The 13,619-nt window shown below is 72.0% G+C and carries 15 protein-coding genes and 3 pseudogenes; 15 read left to right on the top strand and 3 right to left on the bottom strand.

Annotation, left to right across the window (positions count from 1 at the left end):
• The first annotated feature begins 420 nt into the window (after positions 1 to 420).
• From OFY01_RS28940 to OFY01_RS28930, 3 genes and pseudogenes are all read left to right on the top strand, one after another.
• On the top strand, positions 421 to 651 hold the full coding sequence (locus OFY01_RS28940) for a FitA-like ribbon-helix-helix domain-containing protein (protein ID WP_266604875.1): 231 nt from the start codon (positions 421 to 423) through the stop codon (positions 649 to 651).
• Positions 648 to 1,046, top strand: a complete 399-nt coding sequence (locus OFY01_RS28935) for a type II toxin-antitoxin system VapC family toxin (protein ID WP_266604873.1) — start codon at positions 648 to 650, stop codon at positions 1,044 to 1,046. Before OFY01_RS28940 ends, OFY01_RS28935 begins: the two co-directional genes overlap by 4 nt.
• A 461-nt stretch (positions 1,047 to 1,507) precedes the next feature.
• A pseudogene (locus OFY01_RS28930) lies at positions 1,508 to 1,817 on the top strand (transposase); the annotation flags it as partial.
• On the opposite strand, the pseudogene OFY01_RS28925 reads toward OFY01_RS28930, so the two are convergent.
• Positions 1,815 to 2,346: pseudogene (locus OFY01_RS28925) on the bottom strand (site-specific integrase); the annotation flags it as partial. The pseudogenes OFY01_RS28930 and OFY01_RS28925 sit on opposite strands and share 3 nt — an antisense overlap.
• A gap of 145 nt (positions 2,347 to 2,491) precedes the next feature.
• Here OFY01_RS28925 and OFY01_RS28920 point away from each other — a divergent pair.
• The 4 genes from OFY01_RS28920 to OFY01_RS28905 all read left to right on the top strand — a co-directional run bounded on the left by OFY01_RS28920 (position 2,492) and on the right by OFY01_RS28905 (position 5,727).
• Positions 2,492 to 3,337 (top strand): argininosuccinate synthase domain-containing protein, encoded by an 846-nt coding sequence (locus OFY01_RS28920; RefSeq protein ID WP_266604871.1) that lies wholly within the window; start codon positions 2,492 to 2,494, stop codon positions 3,335 to 3,337.
• Positions 3,303 to 3,704: an argininosuccinate synthase domain-containing protein gene (locus OFY01_RS28915; RefSeq protein WP_266604869.1), complete on the top strand. Its 402-nt coding sequence runs from the start codon at positions 3,303 to 3,305 to the stop codon at positions 3,702 to 3,704. The genes OFY01_RS28920 and OFY01_RS28915 overlap by 35 nt, the downstream gene beginning before the upstream one ends.
• 186 nt (positions 3,705 to 3,890) lie before the next feature.
• On the top strand, positions 3,891 to 4,619 hold the full coding sequence (locus OFY01_RS28910) for a 2OG-Fe dioxygenase family protein (protein ID WP_266604868.1): 729 nt from the start codon (positions 3,891 to 3,893) through the stop codon (positions 4,617 to 4,619).
• Positions 4,620 to 4,758: 139 nt separating this feature from the next.
• Positions 4,759 to 5,727: a DMT family transporter gene (locus OFY01_RS28905; RefSeq protein ID WP_266604867.1), complete on the top strand. Its 969-nt coding sequence runs from the start codon at positions 4,759 to 4,761 to the stop codon at positions 5,725 to 5,727.
• On the opposite strand, the gene OFY01_RS28900 is transcribed toward OFY01_RS28905, so the two are convergent.
• The gene (locus tag OFY01_RS28900) at positions 5,662 to 6,663 is read right to left on the bottom strand and encodes a helix-turn-helix transcriptional regulator (RefSeq protein WP_266604866.1); all 1,002 of its coding nucleotides are present in this window, start codon (positions 6,661 to 6,663) and stop codon (positions 5,662 to 5,664) included. The genes OFY01_RS28905 and OFY01_RS28900 overlap by 66 nt on opposite strands.
• 512 nt (positions 6,664 to 7,175) lie before the next feature.
• Here OFY01_RS28900 and OFY01_RS28895 point away from each other — a divergent pair.
• A complete protein-coding gene (locus tag OFY01_RS28895; protein ID WP_266604865.1) occupies positions 7,176 to 7,367 on the top strand; it encodes a hypothetical protein in 192 nt (63 codons plus the stop codon).
• 4 nt (positions 7,368 to 7,371) lie between these two features.
• On the top strand, positions 7,372 to 8,184 hold the full coding sequence (locus OFY01_RS28890; protein ID WP_266604864.1) for a type 1 periplasmic-binding domain-containing protein: 813 nt from the start codon (positions 7,372 to 7,374) through the stop codon (positions 8,182 to 8,184).
• 77 nt (positions 8,185 to 8,261) lie between these two features.
• On the opposite strand, the gene OFY01_RS28885 is transcribed toward OFY01_RS28890, so the two are convergent.
• Positions 8,262 to 8,510, bottom strand: coding sequence for an SCO4226 family nickel-binding protein (locus OFY01_RS28885; protein WP_266604863.1), 249 nt, complete (start codon positions 8,508 to 8,510; stop codon positions 8,262 to 8,264).
• 279 nt (positions 8,511 to 8,789) lie between these two features.
• On the opposite strand from OFY01_RS28885, the gene OFY01_RS28880 reads away from it, so the two are divergent.
• The 6 genes and pseudogenes from OFY01_RS28880 to OFY01_RS32710 form a co-directional block, all read left to right on the top strand.
• On the top strand, positions 8,790 to 9,494 hold the full coding sequence (locus OFY01_RS28880; protein WP_266604862.1) for a response regulator transcription factor: 705 nt from the start codon (positions 8,790 to 8,792) through the stop codon (positions 9,492 to 9,494).
• The gene (locus OFY01_RS28875; protein ID WP_266604861.1) at positions 9,491 to 10,831 is read left to right on the top strand and encodes a sensor histidine kinase; all 1,341 of its coding nucleotides are present in this window, start codon (positions 9,491 to 9,493) and stop codon (positions 10,829 to 10,831) included. The genes OFY01_RS28880 and OFY01_RS28875 overlap by 4 nt, the downstream gene beginning before the upstream one ends.
• Positions 10,832 to 11,290: 459 nt before the next feature.
• Positions 11,291 to 11,653, top strand: a complete 363-nt coding sequence (locus OFY01_RS28870) for a hypothetical protein (protein WP_266604860.1) — start codon at positions 11,291 to 11,293, stop codon at positions 11,651 to 11,653.
• Entirely contained in the window at positions 11,650 to 12,726 is a 1,077-nt protein-coding gene (locus OFY01_RS28865; RefSeq protein WP_266604859.1) for an FAD:protein FMN transferase, read from the top strand. Before OFY01_RS28870 ends, OFY01_RS28865 begins: the two co-directional genes overlap by 4 nt.
• Complete coding sequence (locus OFY01_RS28860; protein ID WP_266604858.1) at positions 12,723 to 13,418, top strand: ferric reductase-like transmembrane domain-containing protein; 696 nt, start codon at positions 12,723 to 12,725, stop codon at positions 13,416 to 13,418. Before OFY01_RS28865 ends, OFY01_RS28860 begins: the two co-directional genes overlap by 4 nt.
• Positions 13,419 to 13,539: 121 nt before the next feature.
• A pseudogene (locus OFY01_RS32710) lies at positions 13,540 to 13,619 on the top strand (YbjN domain-containing protein); the annotation flags it as partial.

The raw sequence follows: 13,619 nt of genomic DNA, 5'->3' as shown, positions 1-13,619 counted from the left end.
GCGGTCACCGTTTTCGCAGGTCACAGCCCTGACCCGAGAAAACTCCTAAAGCGGGTGTCGCAGGTTCGAATCCTGCCGGGGGCACAGCATTTATGCAGGTCAGAGCACATTTTGCCCTCTCGGAGAGGTCTTCCGAGAGGGCGTTTTTCTGCCCGGGGGCAGCAGGGGGCAAACGATCTTGAACTGCGGCATGCATCCGGCCGCAAATCCCGCACAACAAGTGGGAGTTCCCTCAGACCGCTCGGGCGCGGGAGACCACGAAACGCGCGCAGCGGCCGAACAGAGCGGTGGTCACAACTTCGACCTCGACAACGAAAGAGCCGGAGAGATCAGGCAAGACTGGGGTGCCGAATCTCGCGGCCTTCCTGAGCCCAGGACGCTCTGCATGCATTTTGCAGCTACTGACGCTAGAATGCATGCATGACTGTTCTGACGATCCGCGACGTCCCGGATGACCAACTGCAGACCCTCAAGGTCCGCGCGGCCCAGGCCGGACAGAGCCTGCAGTCCTACGTGAAGGAGGTCCTGGCCCGCGAGACGGCCAAGCCGACGCTGGGCGAGATGATGGAACGCCTCGACCGCGAGGCCACCGCCGACATCAGCACACGCGACGTACTTGAGGCCATCGACGAGATGCGGGCCGGACGGTGATCGTCATCGACTGCTCGGCGCTCGTACCTGCGCTGACCTCGCGGGCCAAAGACGCCCACCTCCTGCGCGCACGTATCGCCCAAGCAGGCACCGTCTTCGCCCCCACCTTGCTGGACTACGAGATCCAGTCAGCACTGCTGAGCATGGAACGCGGCGGCAAGCTGGGTCAGACGCAGGTCATCAAAGCCATCGACGACTACCGGCAACTGCCTCTGACCCGACACGAAACACTGCCGCTCTTCGAGCGCATCCGTGCCCTGCGCCAGAACCTGTCCGTCTACGACGCCCAGTACGTCGCCCTCGCCGAGACACTCGGCACACCACTGATCACCTGCGACGCACGCATCGCCCGCAGCGGCGCAGCCACATGCCCGATCGAAGTCTTCACTCTCTGAGCGTCTTTCGACTCCACGTCACGTCCCGACGACTCGCGCGTTGTCGACGAAGACGCCATTGGCCATCGTCGGGGCGCCCCTGGCGCGGCCAACGTCGTCGCGCTCGAGTCGCCCCCGGCCCGGGGCCCACCACGCCCAAGAGCTGCGTGCAGGTATCCGACACCAACCCGGGTTCATAACCACGCCGACGCGCTGGTCGAACGTGGGAATGATCCGCGAGGAAGCCAGCCACAGTCGTGCCAACTCGGCTCCCGTGCGTACGATCTTGTTGCTGTCACGGGGCCGTTCGTCCTTGATGCCCATCCTGATCCTTCCCGGCAGAGACCACGCCTCATGCCAGACCGGTCACACCGGGCTTACACGATCTTCAGGACACTCCCGGCCTGGATGATCTCGCTGACCTCGCGCCCGAGCCGGGAGCGTTCAGTGATCGGCGGATCCGATGATCAAGGAGACGCCAGATGAGCGACACCACCATCGAGCAGATACCGGGCAGTGAGGCGGCGGTGGAGGCCGTGCCGGCGAGTGACGAGCAGTTGGCCGCGAGGCTCGTGGACCGGGCCCGTACCGAGGGCCTGCAGCTGACCGGGGAGGGTGGGCTGCTCCAGCAGCTGACGAAGCGGGTGCTGGAGTCCGCCCTGGAGGGCGAGATCACCGATCACCTCGGATACGAGAAGCACGGTGCCGAGGGCAGGGGGCAGCGGCAACAGCCGCAACGGGACCCGGGCGAAGACTGTGCTGACCGATGTCGGCCCGGTCGAGGTCAAGGTCGTCCAGGGTCCAAGGGCTCAGCTCCCGTGCTTTGGTCTGGGGTGACTCGACGAGCTTCGCGACGTTCCGGGTGATCAGTTCCTCACGGCTGGCGGAGGACAGGGCCGACCGCAGCACGCGGTGCGCTTCCTTGTCCGTCGCCGCAGTCGTCTTCTTCTCCAGGCGGATGAGGAAACGGCGTACGTCAGCGGCGCCGTGAGATCGCAGCCGCTTCGCGCCAAGCATGGGCACCAGGCAGAGCCGGACGTGCGCCTCGTACGTGTCGTAGGTGCTGAGCTTCCGCCGCGTCTTGATCACGTGGTCCACCCAGTACGGCAGCCACTCGGAGAGCTTCGCCGACCGGGTCCGGCACGGGCACGCCTTGGTCGACCTTGTCGAGCAGTTCCCGGCGCTTCGCGTCGCACTCCGTCCAGGTCTTGCCGTGGGCGAAGTTGCGGGCGCGGGTGACGTCCGGCTGAAGGACGTAGACAGCGCACTGATAGCGGCCGTCCTTGCGCTTGGTGATCGTCCCCGCGCCAAGCTGCGCGATGTCGCCGGGCCTCGTGGCTCCCGAAGCGTCGGGAGCGTGTTTCCGGGTCCGGTCATGGCCGGGCGCGGACGCCTGTGATCCATTGTCGGGGGCCGCCCGGCAGGGAAGTCTCCCACCTGTGATCAGTGCAGAGGTTGGAGAAGCCATGCGTTCCCCGCTCATACGTTCCTTCTCACAGCTCGGCTCCCTGGACCGGGACCGCCCCGTCGTGACCCTGTTCAGCGGCGGACTCGACAGTTCATACCTGCTGCTGCGGCTGCGGCGGATGGGGATCCGCGAGGTGCACGCCGTGAGTGTCGACATCGGCGAGGACGAGTCCACCACCTACAAGCGTCAGGTGGCCGACGCGCTCGGCGCGACGATCCACATCCTCGACCGACGCGACGAGTTCGCCGACCGGTACGTGGCACCCGCGATCGCGGCCCAGGCCGTCTACCTCGGCATCCACCCCGTCAGCTCCACGCTGAGCCGTCCGCTGATCGCCGACAGCGCGGTCGGCCTGGCCCGCTCGCTCGGCGCGCAGGCCGTGCTGCACACCGCGAACCGCTCCCAGAACACCCTGCGCCGCCTCAACGGGGCGCTGGGGCTGCTCGGTTACGAAGGCTGGTTCGGCAGCCCGTACGACCTCGATCCTGTCACCCGCGAGGACAAGCTCGTCGAACTGCGGGCCGCCGGAGTCGACCTGCTCGCCGGACGGATCGTCAGCGGCGACTCCAACCTGTGGTGCCGCGAGTTCGAGTCGGGCATCCTCGACGACCCCGAACGTCACGAGGTCCCCGAGGAGATGTACGCCTGGAGCCGACCGGTCGCCGCCCCCGGCGAGACCGACACGCTGACCGTCACCTTCGAGCGTGGACGCCCCGCCGCCGTCGACGGTGAGCCGCTGCCGCTGACCGGGCTGATCGACCGGCTCAACCGGCGGGTCGGCGCGTACGGACTCGGCCGCTACTCCGGCCTTGAGCACCTCGACCCACGGCGAGAAGGTCCTTGAGATCAGGGAGATGCCCGCAGCCTGGCTCCTGCTCAGCAGCTACCGGCACATCGAGAGCGCCTGCCTGGACGCCGAACTCATCCGCGAGAAGCGGCATCTGGAACAGGTCTGGACACGCGAGGCCCTCGAAGGCCGCTGGTTCGGCGAACTGCGACTCGCCACCCAGGTGTTCATCGACGCCTGCGCCGCCCGCACCACCGGGTCCGTGACCTGGAGGCTGCGCACCGGCGGCGCCGACACGCGCTCCATCACCGCCGGCACACCGCTCTACCTGCGCGACCGGGAGGCGTGGGAGGAGCAGGCGATCAGCGCGGAGTCGGCGCCGTTCGTCCGTGCGGCCGAGCCGGTTCTCGCCTCTGTCGTCTGAATCCCGCCCGTGTCTGTTCCTGGTCCTTCATGGTTCTTCATGATTCTTTTCAGCCCTTTCTAGCTCTTTCTAGTTTTTTCTCTCTTCCCTCTCCTCCGAGTCGTTCTCGCGTTTCCGCCTGTTCAGCCATCCATCCATCCGTCCGTCCGTCCTTTCGCCGCTTCTTCTTCTCCTACGGAGCACTCCATGGCCACCGCCACCACCTCTCACCCCGCCGCCGACGCCGTCGACGCCCTCGCCGGACCCGGCGGCCATCTCATGCCCGCCGCCCGGCTCTCCGCGCTCGCCGGTGTCGACGCCGCCGACTGGGCGCGCTTCGCCGCCCACTGGGACGAGCTCACGCTCGACACCTACATGGCCGACGGAGGCACCTACCGGTTTCGCCGCTACGGTCAGTTCGAGCTCGACTCGGCCGCCGACGAGCTGACCCTGCTTCCGCACGCGCCGTACCGTCAGGAGTCGGACATCAACCCGCTCAACGGCGGCATCGAGCGGATATTCGACCCGCTCACGGAGTCCTTCACCGGTGATCCGCTCCTGCGTTCCGTCCTCGTCGAGCTCGGCAGGATCTTCACCGCCATCGACGGCACGGCATCGTGGAACGTGAAGCTCCACCCGTACCGCATCAGCGCCTCCGCCGATCAGCAGGGCCAGCCCGCGCCCGAGGGGCGGCACCGGGACGGCGTCACCTTCATCACCTCGCTGCTGATCGGCCGCCGCAACGTCACCGGCGGTGAGAGCGCTGTGTACACCGACGAGGGCGAACATCTGCTCACGGCTACTCTGTCCGAGCCCGGTGACCTGCTGCTGGGCGACGACCGCCGCACGCTGCACTCGGTGACCCCGGTGCGGCCGGTGGACCCCGAACTCGCCGCCCACCGCGACGTCCTGGTGATCGCCTACACCGCGCGCTGAGCCGTCACAGACCACCACCGCACCCGGCACCACAACGCGCAGCGCACGCGGCACACACAGCACACACAGCACACGAAGTGCACGCAGCGCACCGCTTCCCTCCGCCGTCCGAGCACCGTCCGCCTGCCTAGGAGTCCCCATGCCCGTCGATGCGACCCGCCGCGCCTGGCTGACCGATCTGCCTGTCCTGCTGGTCGCGTTGGTATGGGGCTCCAGCTATCTTGCCGCCAAGGATGTCGCCACGACGCGCACGGTGCTGGCCGTGCTCGTTCTGCGGTTCGCCGTGGTGCTGCCGGTCCTGGTGGTCGCCGGGTGGCGCAGACTGCGGGCGTTGAAGGGGGCGCAGGTACGGGCCGCCGGGGTACTCGGCCTGATCCTTTCCGGGATCTTTCTCCTGGAGACGTACGGCGTCGTACACACCTCGGCGACCAACGCGGGGCTCATCATCAGCCTGACCATGATCTTCACACCGCTCGCGGAGGCCCGGCTCACCGGCACCCGGCCCTCCCGGTCGTTCGTCTCGGCCGCCGGGCTCTCGGTACTGGGCGTCCTGCTCCTCACCCAGGGCGCCGGGTTCAGCGCGCCGTCGCTCGGCGATCTGCTCATGCTGGGCGCGGCCGTGGCCCGTACCGTGCACGTCCTGGCCATGTCGCGCATGCGTTCGGTGCGGGGCGCCGACTCGCTGTCGCTGACCACGGTCCAGCTGGGCGGCGCGGTGGTCGTGTTCGCGCTCCTGTCCACGGTGCCTGGCACCGGCAGCACTCCGTGGGCGGCCGCGGCCGACTTCGGCGCCGGGGAATGGCTCGGGCTGCTCTACCTGTCGGTGTTCTGCACGCTGTTCGCGTTCTTCGTGCAGATGTGGGCCGTACGCCGGACGTCGCCCTCCCGTGTCAGTCTGCTGCTCGGCACCGAGCCGGTGTGGGCCGCCGTGGTCGGGATCGCGCTCGCGGGGGACCGGCCGGGGTGGCTGGGGCTGCTGGGGGCTCTCCTCGTGCTCGCAGGCACGGCGTGGGGCCGCAGTGCGGCCACCCCGCGGCCGACGTCAGTCGTCGAGCCAGCCGAGCCGGACCGCGCAGACCCCGGCCTGGAACCGGCTGGCCGCGCCTAGCCGTTCGGTCAGCTCGGAGACCAGGCGGCGGACCGTACGCTCGGAGACCCCGAGCTTGCGGGCCATCGCCTCGTCGGTGAGTCCGCCGGCGAGCATCCGCACCAGTTCGCGGTGGCGGCCGGTCGGGTGCCAGTCGCCCTCGGGGCTCTCGGTCGCGGACTCGGTCAGCACGGCGGCGCTCGACCAGCAGTGCTCGAAGATCCCGCGGAACACCCCGACCAGCGTCTCGCCGCGCAGCACGACAGCGGCGATCTCCCCGGCCTCCCCCTCGGCCGGCCGGGCCGCCGGCACGATCGCCAGCGAGCGGTCCACCACGATCAGTCGCAGCGGCAATGTGTGCGCGGTGCGGACCTGGGCGCCCGCGCCGTTCAGCCGTCGCAGGTACGCCGTCATGTGCGGTACAGCGGCCGCCGAGCCCAGATGGACCGTACGCATGCGTATCCCGCGGCCCAGCACGTGCCGGTCGCGCTGGAGCCCCGCCTCGACCATCTCGGCGGGCAGCGCCCGTCCGGGGTGCAGCGAGAGCACCTCCTCCTCGGCCCGCCGGGAGGCGTCCGCCAGGGTGGCCGACACGTTGGCCACACCGGTCACCACCTCCATCTGCACGGAGGAGAGCTCACGGGCGTGGACGGGCTGGAAGTCCGCGACGACCTGGGCGAGCGCGGAACGTGTCTGCCGGACCGCGGCCAGCAGGGCGTCCGCGTGCTGCTCCTCGTCGAGGAGCAGGTTGCGCAGTGCGGTGTCCGGGGAGAGCGCCGCCCACCCGTTGCGGTTGTCCGACGAGGGCACGAACAGGCCGAGCCGGCCGAGCAGCCGGAGTGCCTCGGCGAGTTCCGTCGCGCTCCAACCGCGGCTCTCGGTGAGGGTCTCCGGGAGCCAGGACGCGTCGTCCAGAGCGAGACGGTAGAGCTCCTGTGCCCGCGTGCGTGCGTCCACCCGGAATCATCCCCCTGCTGACTCACGCGCCCGTCCCCCTGAAGCGCCCCGTCCGAGATCTTAGAAACGGAACTTCCCGCGGAAAAGCCGCAGTCCGGGATGCGGACATCCGTCCTTGCGGGCCGTTTCTTGCGGGCCGTCCTTGCGGGCCGTCCTTGCGAGCCGTCCTTGCGAGCCGTCCTTGCGGGCGGTTCTTGCGGACGTCCCGCGGTCAGCCAGGCGGACGGGCGAGCGAGTGGGCGATCCCGCGCCACGCTCCGGCCACCGTCCGCCCCTGGCCATGACCGGTCCCGGAATGCCCTCCGGCATAGCCGCGGGCGGCCGCCCCGGAACATGCTGGCTCGGCACGCACCGAACGAAGATCTTCAAGGCAGTCTTCCCGACGGCCTTCTCGACAGCCTTTCCGACGGCCTTCCCGATGGCCTTCCCGATGGCCTTCCGGACAGCCTTCCCGACGACCTCTCAGACGACCTCTCAGACGACCTCTCAGACGACCTTCCAGGGGGACCTTCATGTCTGCTTCCCGCCCCGTCCGTGGCCTGTTCACCGTTCTCGCCGCAGCCCTTCTCCTCGCAGCAACCCTCTTCCTCGCCGACGCCCGGAGCGCCACGACGGTCGGCGCGCCCAAGACCGGCAGCACCGCCACGACCGGCGCCCGCGCCCAGGTGGTCGCGGCCGGCAGCGACTCGCTGATCTGGGGCTGACCCGGTGACCAGGCCGAGCGTGGCCGTCGTCGCGCCGCTGAGCGGTCCGCGCACGGCCTGGGGAGCGGCCCTTCTCGACCAGCTGGAAATGATCAGAGCGGCCCGTCCGGACGCCGCCGAGTGGCACGTGCACAACGAGACTCCAGAGGCCGCCCGTACCGTCGCCGACGGCGGATACGCGGCAGTTGTCGGCCACGCCGACGCGGAAGGCGCTCGCCGGGCTCTGCCCGTGTACCGGGCCGCGGGGCTCCCCTGCCTGCTCCCCTTCGTACGAGCCGGGGCGCCCGCGCTGAGCTGGGCGCCCGACGACGACGCGCTGGCCCGCGTGATCGTCGAGGGAGCGCTGGCCCTCGGCGTGCGCGAACTCGCCGTCGCCCAGGACGAGGAACCCGCCTGGGCGGCGCTCGGCCTCGCCGTCGCCGAGGAGGCGGGAAAGGCGGGGCTCACGCCGGGCCCTGGTGGCGTACTGGCGGTGCTGGCGCCGCAGGACCGGTTCGCGCGCCTCGCACGCGGTACGGGGCCCGTCCTCACCCCGACAGACTGCGGGCTTGCCTCGTTCGCCCAGCTGTGCCACGCCGCGTCGGACCGTGACGTCTGGGCCGTTCACCCGCGGATGTGCACGGTGCACCGAGCCAGAGCCGCCGTCACAGCACTCGCGCAGGCGCTGGCCGAGGCTCCCGCACTGCGCGGAACAGCGCTGACGGATGCCGTACGTGCCTGCTCGGGAGCCCTGCTCACCGCCGAGGGAACCCCGCTGGGCGACGGCTGGCTGATCTCCCGCCTGCCGTGGGCGTGCCCGGCGAGAAGCCCGCTGTGAGCGACGCGGCCCCCGCCGTCCGGCCGAGGCGAAGCGCGGCGAACTCGTCCGCCGCGCTTCACGATCGGGCTCTCCCTTCACACGGTCAGGGGCACCGGGTGGACCTCGTCGGCCCGGTGACCCGTGCGTTCGTGGACGCGCTGGACCGCTTCGGCCGAGGGAGCCTCGGAGAGGCAGAAGACCGTGCCGGACTCCGGGTCCGCCCACGCCTTCTCGAAGTGGACGCTCTCCTCGCTCTCGATGGCCAGGTCGGCCCGGTGGGCCTCCATCAGTTGGTCGGCCGTGAGGCCCTTCATCCCGTGGTGGACATCCATGTACTGGGGCATCGCGCAGCGCCTCCTTCTGGCGCCCGTTCTTCCAGCGCCTTCCTCCAGCGCCTTCCTCCAGCGCCTTCCTCCTGCGCTTTCTTCTTACGTCCATCGTCCACCTGTATGTCCGGAACGGCGAAGGCGGAGAAGCGGGACGCCGGAGAAACGGGACGCCGGAGAAGCGGGTCGGCGGCGTGTCGGGGACGGTCGGCCCTGCCGTCGTGACCGGCCCCAGGGCACGCTGGGTGGCAGAGGGACGGACTGCTGATCTCTCCGCCAGGGAGGCGGGTGGCGGGCATGGGCACCGACATCGCGGGTGCGGCCGAGGAGACGCGCGTGCTCGTCGTCGAGGACGACCGCGGCATCGCGGAGTCCCTGGTGCGAGGGCTGCGGCAGGCCGGCTACACGGTGGAGCGCGTCGGAACCGGCCGGGCGGCACTGTCCGCGTCGAGCCCCGATGTCGTCCTTCTCGACCTGGGGCTGCCCGACATCGACGGCGTCGAGGTCTGCCGCAGGCTACGGGCCCGGTCGGACGCCGCGATCATCGCCGTCACCGCGCGGGGCGAGGAGGCCGACCGGGTGGTGGCCCTGGACGAAGGTGCCGACGACTACCTGGTCAAACCGTTCGGCCTCGCCGAGTTGCTCGCACGGATCCGGGCCGTGCTGCGACGTCGGCGCCCGGCGGAACCGGAGGTCTTCCGCCACGGCCCGCTCGCGCTCGACCTGCGCACCCGGCAGGTCTCCGTCGACGGGCACGTGGTCGCGCTGACGCCGAAGGAGTTCGGCGTCCTGGAGTGCCTCGCCGCCGACCCCGGCCGGGTGGTGAGCCGGCAGCAGATCCTGGACCGGGCCTGGGACGCCCACTGGTACGGCCCCACCAAGGTGGTGGATGTGCACGTCGCCGCGTTGCGCCGCAAGCTCGCCGTGCCGGGGCTGATCGAGACCGTCTACGGGCACGGGTTCCGGCTCGGAACGGTCGTGGAGCCCCGGGAGCGGCCGTGACCCGCCGGATCACCTGGACGCTGCTGGTCCTGACCTGCGTACTGCTGGTACTGGCGGTCGTCCCGCTCGCCGTGTCGCTGACGGCCCGCGAGCGGGTCGCCTTCCGTGACAACCAGCGGGCGGCCACCCGCGTCATCGCGGCCGCGGCCGAGGAATACCTCTCCGACCACAAGCCGGCCACCACGATGCGCCAGGAACTGGACACCGCGGCCAGGCGGGGGGACTGCGCGGCCGTGTACGACGCCTCCGCGCACCTCGTGGCCGGCACGCCCTGCACCGCGGCCCAGGGGCCAGACGCGGAACAGATGGTGGGACAGATCCTGACCGGCAGCGAGCCGGAGGGGCCCGAGAACGCGGGCCGGCTCCTGACCGCGGAACCCGCCGGTGAGGTCCGCTCCCCCGCCGGCGCGGTCGTCCTGGCCCGTTCCGCCGCGCCGCTCGACGCCCGGATCGCCGCCATCTGGGGATGGTCCGCGGCAATCGGTGCGGCGGGGCTCGGCGCGTCCGTCCTGCTGTCCGTCCGTCTCGCCCGCTGGGTCAGCCGCCCCCTGTCGAGACTGGACGCCAGCGCGCGGCGGCTGGGCGAGGGCGCGCTCGACGAACGAGCCGAGGTCGGAGCCGGACCACCGGAGGTGCGCAGGCTCGCCGCCACCTTCAACACCATGGCCGCCCGCACCGAGGCCCTCGTCCACGGCCACCGGACCGTACTCGCCGACGTGTCCCACCAGTTGCGTACGCCGCTGGCCGCGCTGCGGCTCCGGCTCGACATCCTCGCCGCCGGGGCCGACGCCGACACCGCCGAGGAGCTGGCCTTCGCCGAGGAGGAGATCTCCCGGCTGTCCCGGCTCGTCGACGGGCTGCTGGCGGTGGCGCGCGCCGAGCAGGCCACGCCCCGGCCGGTCGCCGTCCGGCTCGACGAGGTGGTGTCCGAACGCGTGGCGGCCTGGGCGCCGGTCGCCGAGGAACGCGGCATACGGCTGACCGCCTCGGCGGGCCCCGCCCTGTCCGCCGCGCTCGGCGCGGGCCACCTGGAACAGGTCCTCGACAACCTGATCGCCAACGCCGTGGACGCGGTGCCCGAGGGCGGGAGCGTGACGCTCGATCACCGGACGGCCGACGGAGCGGCCCGCCTGCGCGTACGGGACGACGGCCCCGGGATGGGCCCCGAGGCGAAGGCCGTCGCCTTCCACCGGTTCGGCAATCCGGAGGCCAAGGGCACCGGTCTGGGGCTCGCCATCGTCCACCGCCTGGTGACCGCCAACGGCGGAACGGCACGGCTGGAGGACACACCGGGCGGCGGGCTGACCGTCGTACTGGAACTGCCGCTGTGGCCTTGAGGCCCCGCCCGCCGCCCGGCCCCGTCCGCCGCCCGGCCCCGTGCGCCGCCGGGCCCGGGCAGCCCACGTCTGCCCCGGCCAACCAGAGGCAGGCTCGGGCCGGGGGCGCGCCGGCCCACGTCCGCCCCTGACCCGAGCCCGCCTTCGCCGCCCCCGACCCGAGCCCACGCCCGTGGCCCTTCGGCCCACCGCCGCCCCCCACACCCCCTGAACCAACCACCACCACACCCCACACCCCACACCCCACATCCTCCGAACCAACCACCACACCCCCCCGAGCCGCCCACCGCAGTGCTGAGCCGTCCACCACGGCGGCCCCCGGTCTCTTCGCCCACCCGGTCCGAGAGCCGCCGGATCTTTACCAATCCTGAAAGAGACGCGAGCAAGTTCCTGGGGGCCGCCGTCGCAGCCTGTAAGTGCCAGCCCGACACGGGCGGCCGAACCTCTGGAGCCGCTGCGATGGCACCTTCACCCGACGACTTCGACCAGCCGTTCCCTCCGGCCGGGTCACCTCAGGCGCGCGATCACGGCCTGCGCCGCAGCCGCCGCCTCACCCGGTGGGTCGCCGCCGGCGCGGTGGCCGCCACGGCCGCCTTGGGCGGCCTCTACACGCATCTGCTTCCGGGGAGTTCGGCCTCCCCCGCACCGTCCGCCCCGTCCGGGCGGAGTACGCCCGCCTCGTCCACGTCGACCGGAGGGGACGACGGCGAGGGCGGCTCGGACGACGGGGCGGGCTCGTCCACCAGGAACGCCCCACAGGCGCCGGCCCAGCCGCCCGCCTCCACCCAGCAGACACCGCAGACCACCACGGGGGCATCATGACCACACGCGTCCCGGGGCCGACCGTGGCCGAGGCACGCTTCCCCGCCCTCGGCACGACAGCCGTGCTGCTCGTCACCGAACCGAGCGCCCTGCCCGCCGCGGAAGCGGTCCTGCGCGCCGAACTGGACGCCGTCGACCGCACCTGCAGCCGCTTCCGCCACGACTCCGAACTCAGCCGCGTCAACCTCGGCCCGCGCACCACGACGACGGTCAGTGAACGCTTCGCCGAGGCCCTCGCGGCCGCGCTTCGGGCCGCGGACCTCACCGACGGCGCCGTGGACCCGACCGTCGGGCGCGCGGTGGCCGGGCTCGGCTACGACCGCACCTTCGTCTCCCTGCGCCCCGACGACACCCGCCCCCTGCCGCCGCCGCGTCCGGCCCCCGGATGGCGCCGGATCGTCTTCGACCCGCGCACCCGGCGACTGCGCCTGCCCCCGCACACGCACCTGGACCTGGGAGCGACCGCCAAGGCGCTCGCCGCCGACCGGGCCGCACGGGGCGCCGCAGCGGCCGCGGGCTGCGGGGTCCTCGTCAGCCTCGGCGGTGACCTCTCGGTGGCCGGACCGGCGCCCGAGGGCGGCTGGCGCGTCGCCCTGGCCGACGACCACGCCCGGCCCGCCCCGGTCCACGGCCCCGCCGTCGCGGTGACCGGCGGCGCGCTGGCGACCTCCGGCATCCGCGTACGCACCTGGCGGCGCGCGGGACGCACCCTGCACCACATCGTGGACCCGGCCACCGGCGAACCGGCCACCCCCGTCTGGCGGACGGTCACGGTCGCCGCCGCCACGTGTGTGGACGCCAACACCGCGAGCACGGCGGCGATCGTGCTGGGCGACCGGGCCGTCGACTGGCTGCGCGGCGGCGCGCTGCCCGCACGGCTGGTCGGCGTGGACGGCCGCGTCGTACGGGTCGGCGGCTGGCCGCCCGACTCCGACGCGCCCTCCCCGGCCTCGCACCCCGCACCCCCGCCCGCAGAGCCCGTAGTACCCATAGCACCCGCAGAGCCCGCAACACCCCCCTCCTCCGCCACCACCCCGTACAGCCGTCGGCCCGCCCCCGGAGGTGCGCGATGACGACCGCACTGGCCCTCGCCGGCGGCCCCAGCCCCCTGTGGTATGCCAGCCGTGCCGCCGGAACCACCTCCCTGGTCCTGCTCACCGGCACCGTGGCCCTCGGCATCGGTTCCGGGCGCCGCGCCGAGCCCCGCCGCATCGGCCGGTTCGAGATCGGCGCGCTGCACCGCAACCTGTCGCTGCTCACGCTGGTGTTCCTCGTCCTGCACGTCGTGACCGCCGTGCTCGACCCGTTCGTCCACCTGGGGTGGGCGGTGTCCGTGGTTCCGTTCGTCGCCTCGTACCGGCCGCTCTGGCTCGGCCTCGGCACGGTCGCGCTCGACCTGCTGCTCGCGGTGCTCATCACCAGCGCCCTGCGGCAGCGGCTCGGCGTGCGCCTGTGGAAGACCGTGCACTGGCTGGCGTACGCGGCCTGGCCGTTCGCCCTCTTCCACGGTGTCGCCACCGGCACCGACACCCGGCTGCCCTTCCAACTGTGGCTCTACGCCGCGTGCCTGGCCACCGTGGTGGCCGCCGTGTGGTGGCGGCTCGCCAAGTCCGGGCCGGGGCGCGTGGCCGGACGTCTGGTCGCCGCGGTGACCGCGGCCGCCGTACCGGTCGTGCTCGGCGTGTTCCTCGCCACCGGCCCGCTGCGACCCGGCTGGGCGCACCGCGCCGCCGCCACGGCGCTCGCCCTCGGAGGCGTACGGTGAACGCCCCGGCCACCGCACCCTGCGCGAACGCCCACCTCACGGCGGCTCCGGGCGACACCCGGCTGCTGGCGGGCTGGTACGCCGACGGGCGGGCGGCCGCCCTCGACGACCACCTCAGCCGCTACGGGCCGCCATCGAGTTCGACCGCTGGCTGGTCGAGCAGCTCGGCCTGGAGGCCGATGTCGAGTCCGCGCAGGACAA

Origin of the sequence: Streptomyces beihaiensis (assembly GCF_026274175.1) — a bacterium.
Lineage (GTDB): Bacteria > Actinomycetota > Actinomycetes > Streptomycetales > Streptomycetaceae > Streptomyces > Streptomyces beihaiensis.
This window is presented reverse-complemented; position numbering and strand designations above follow the sequence as displayed.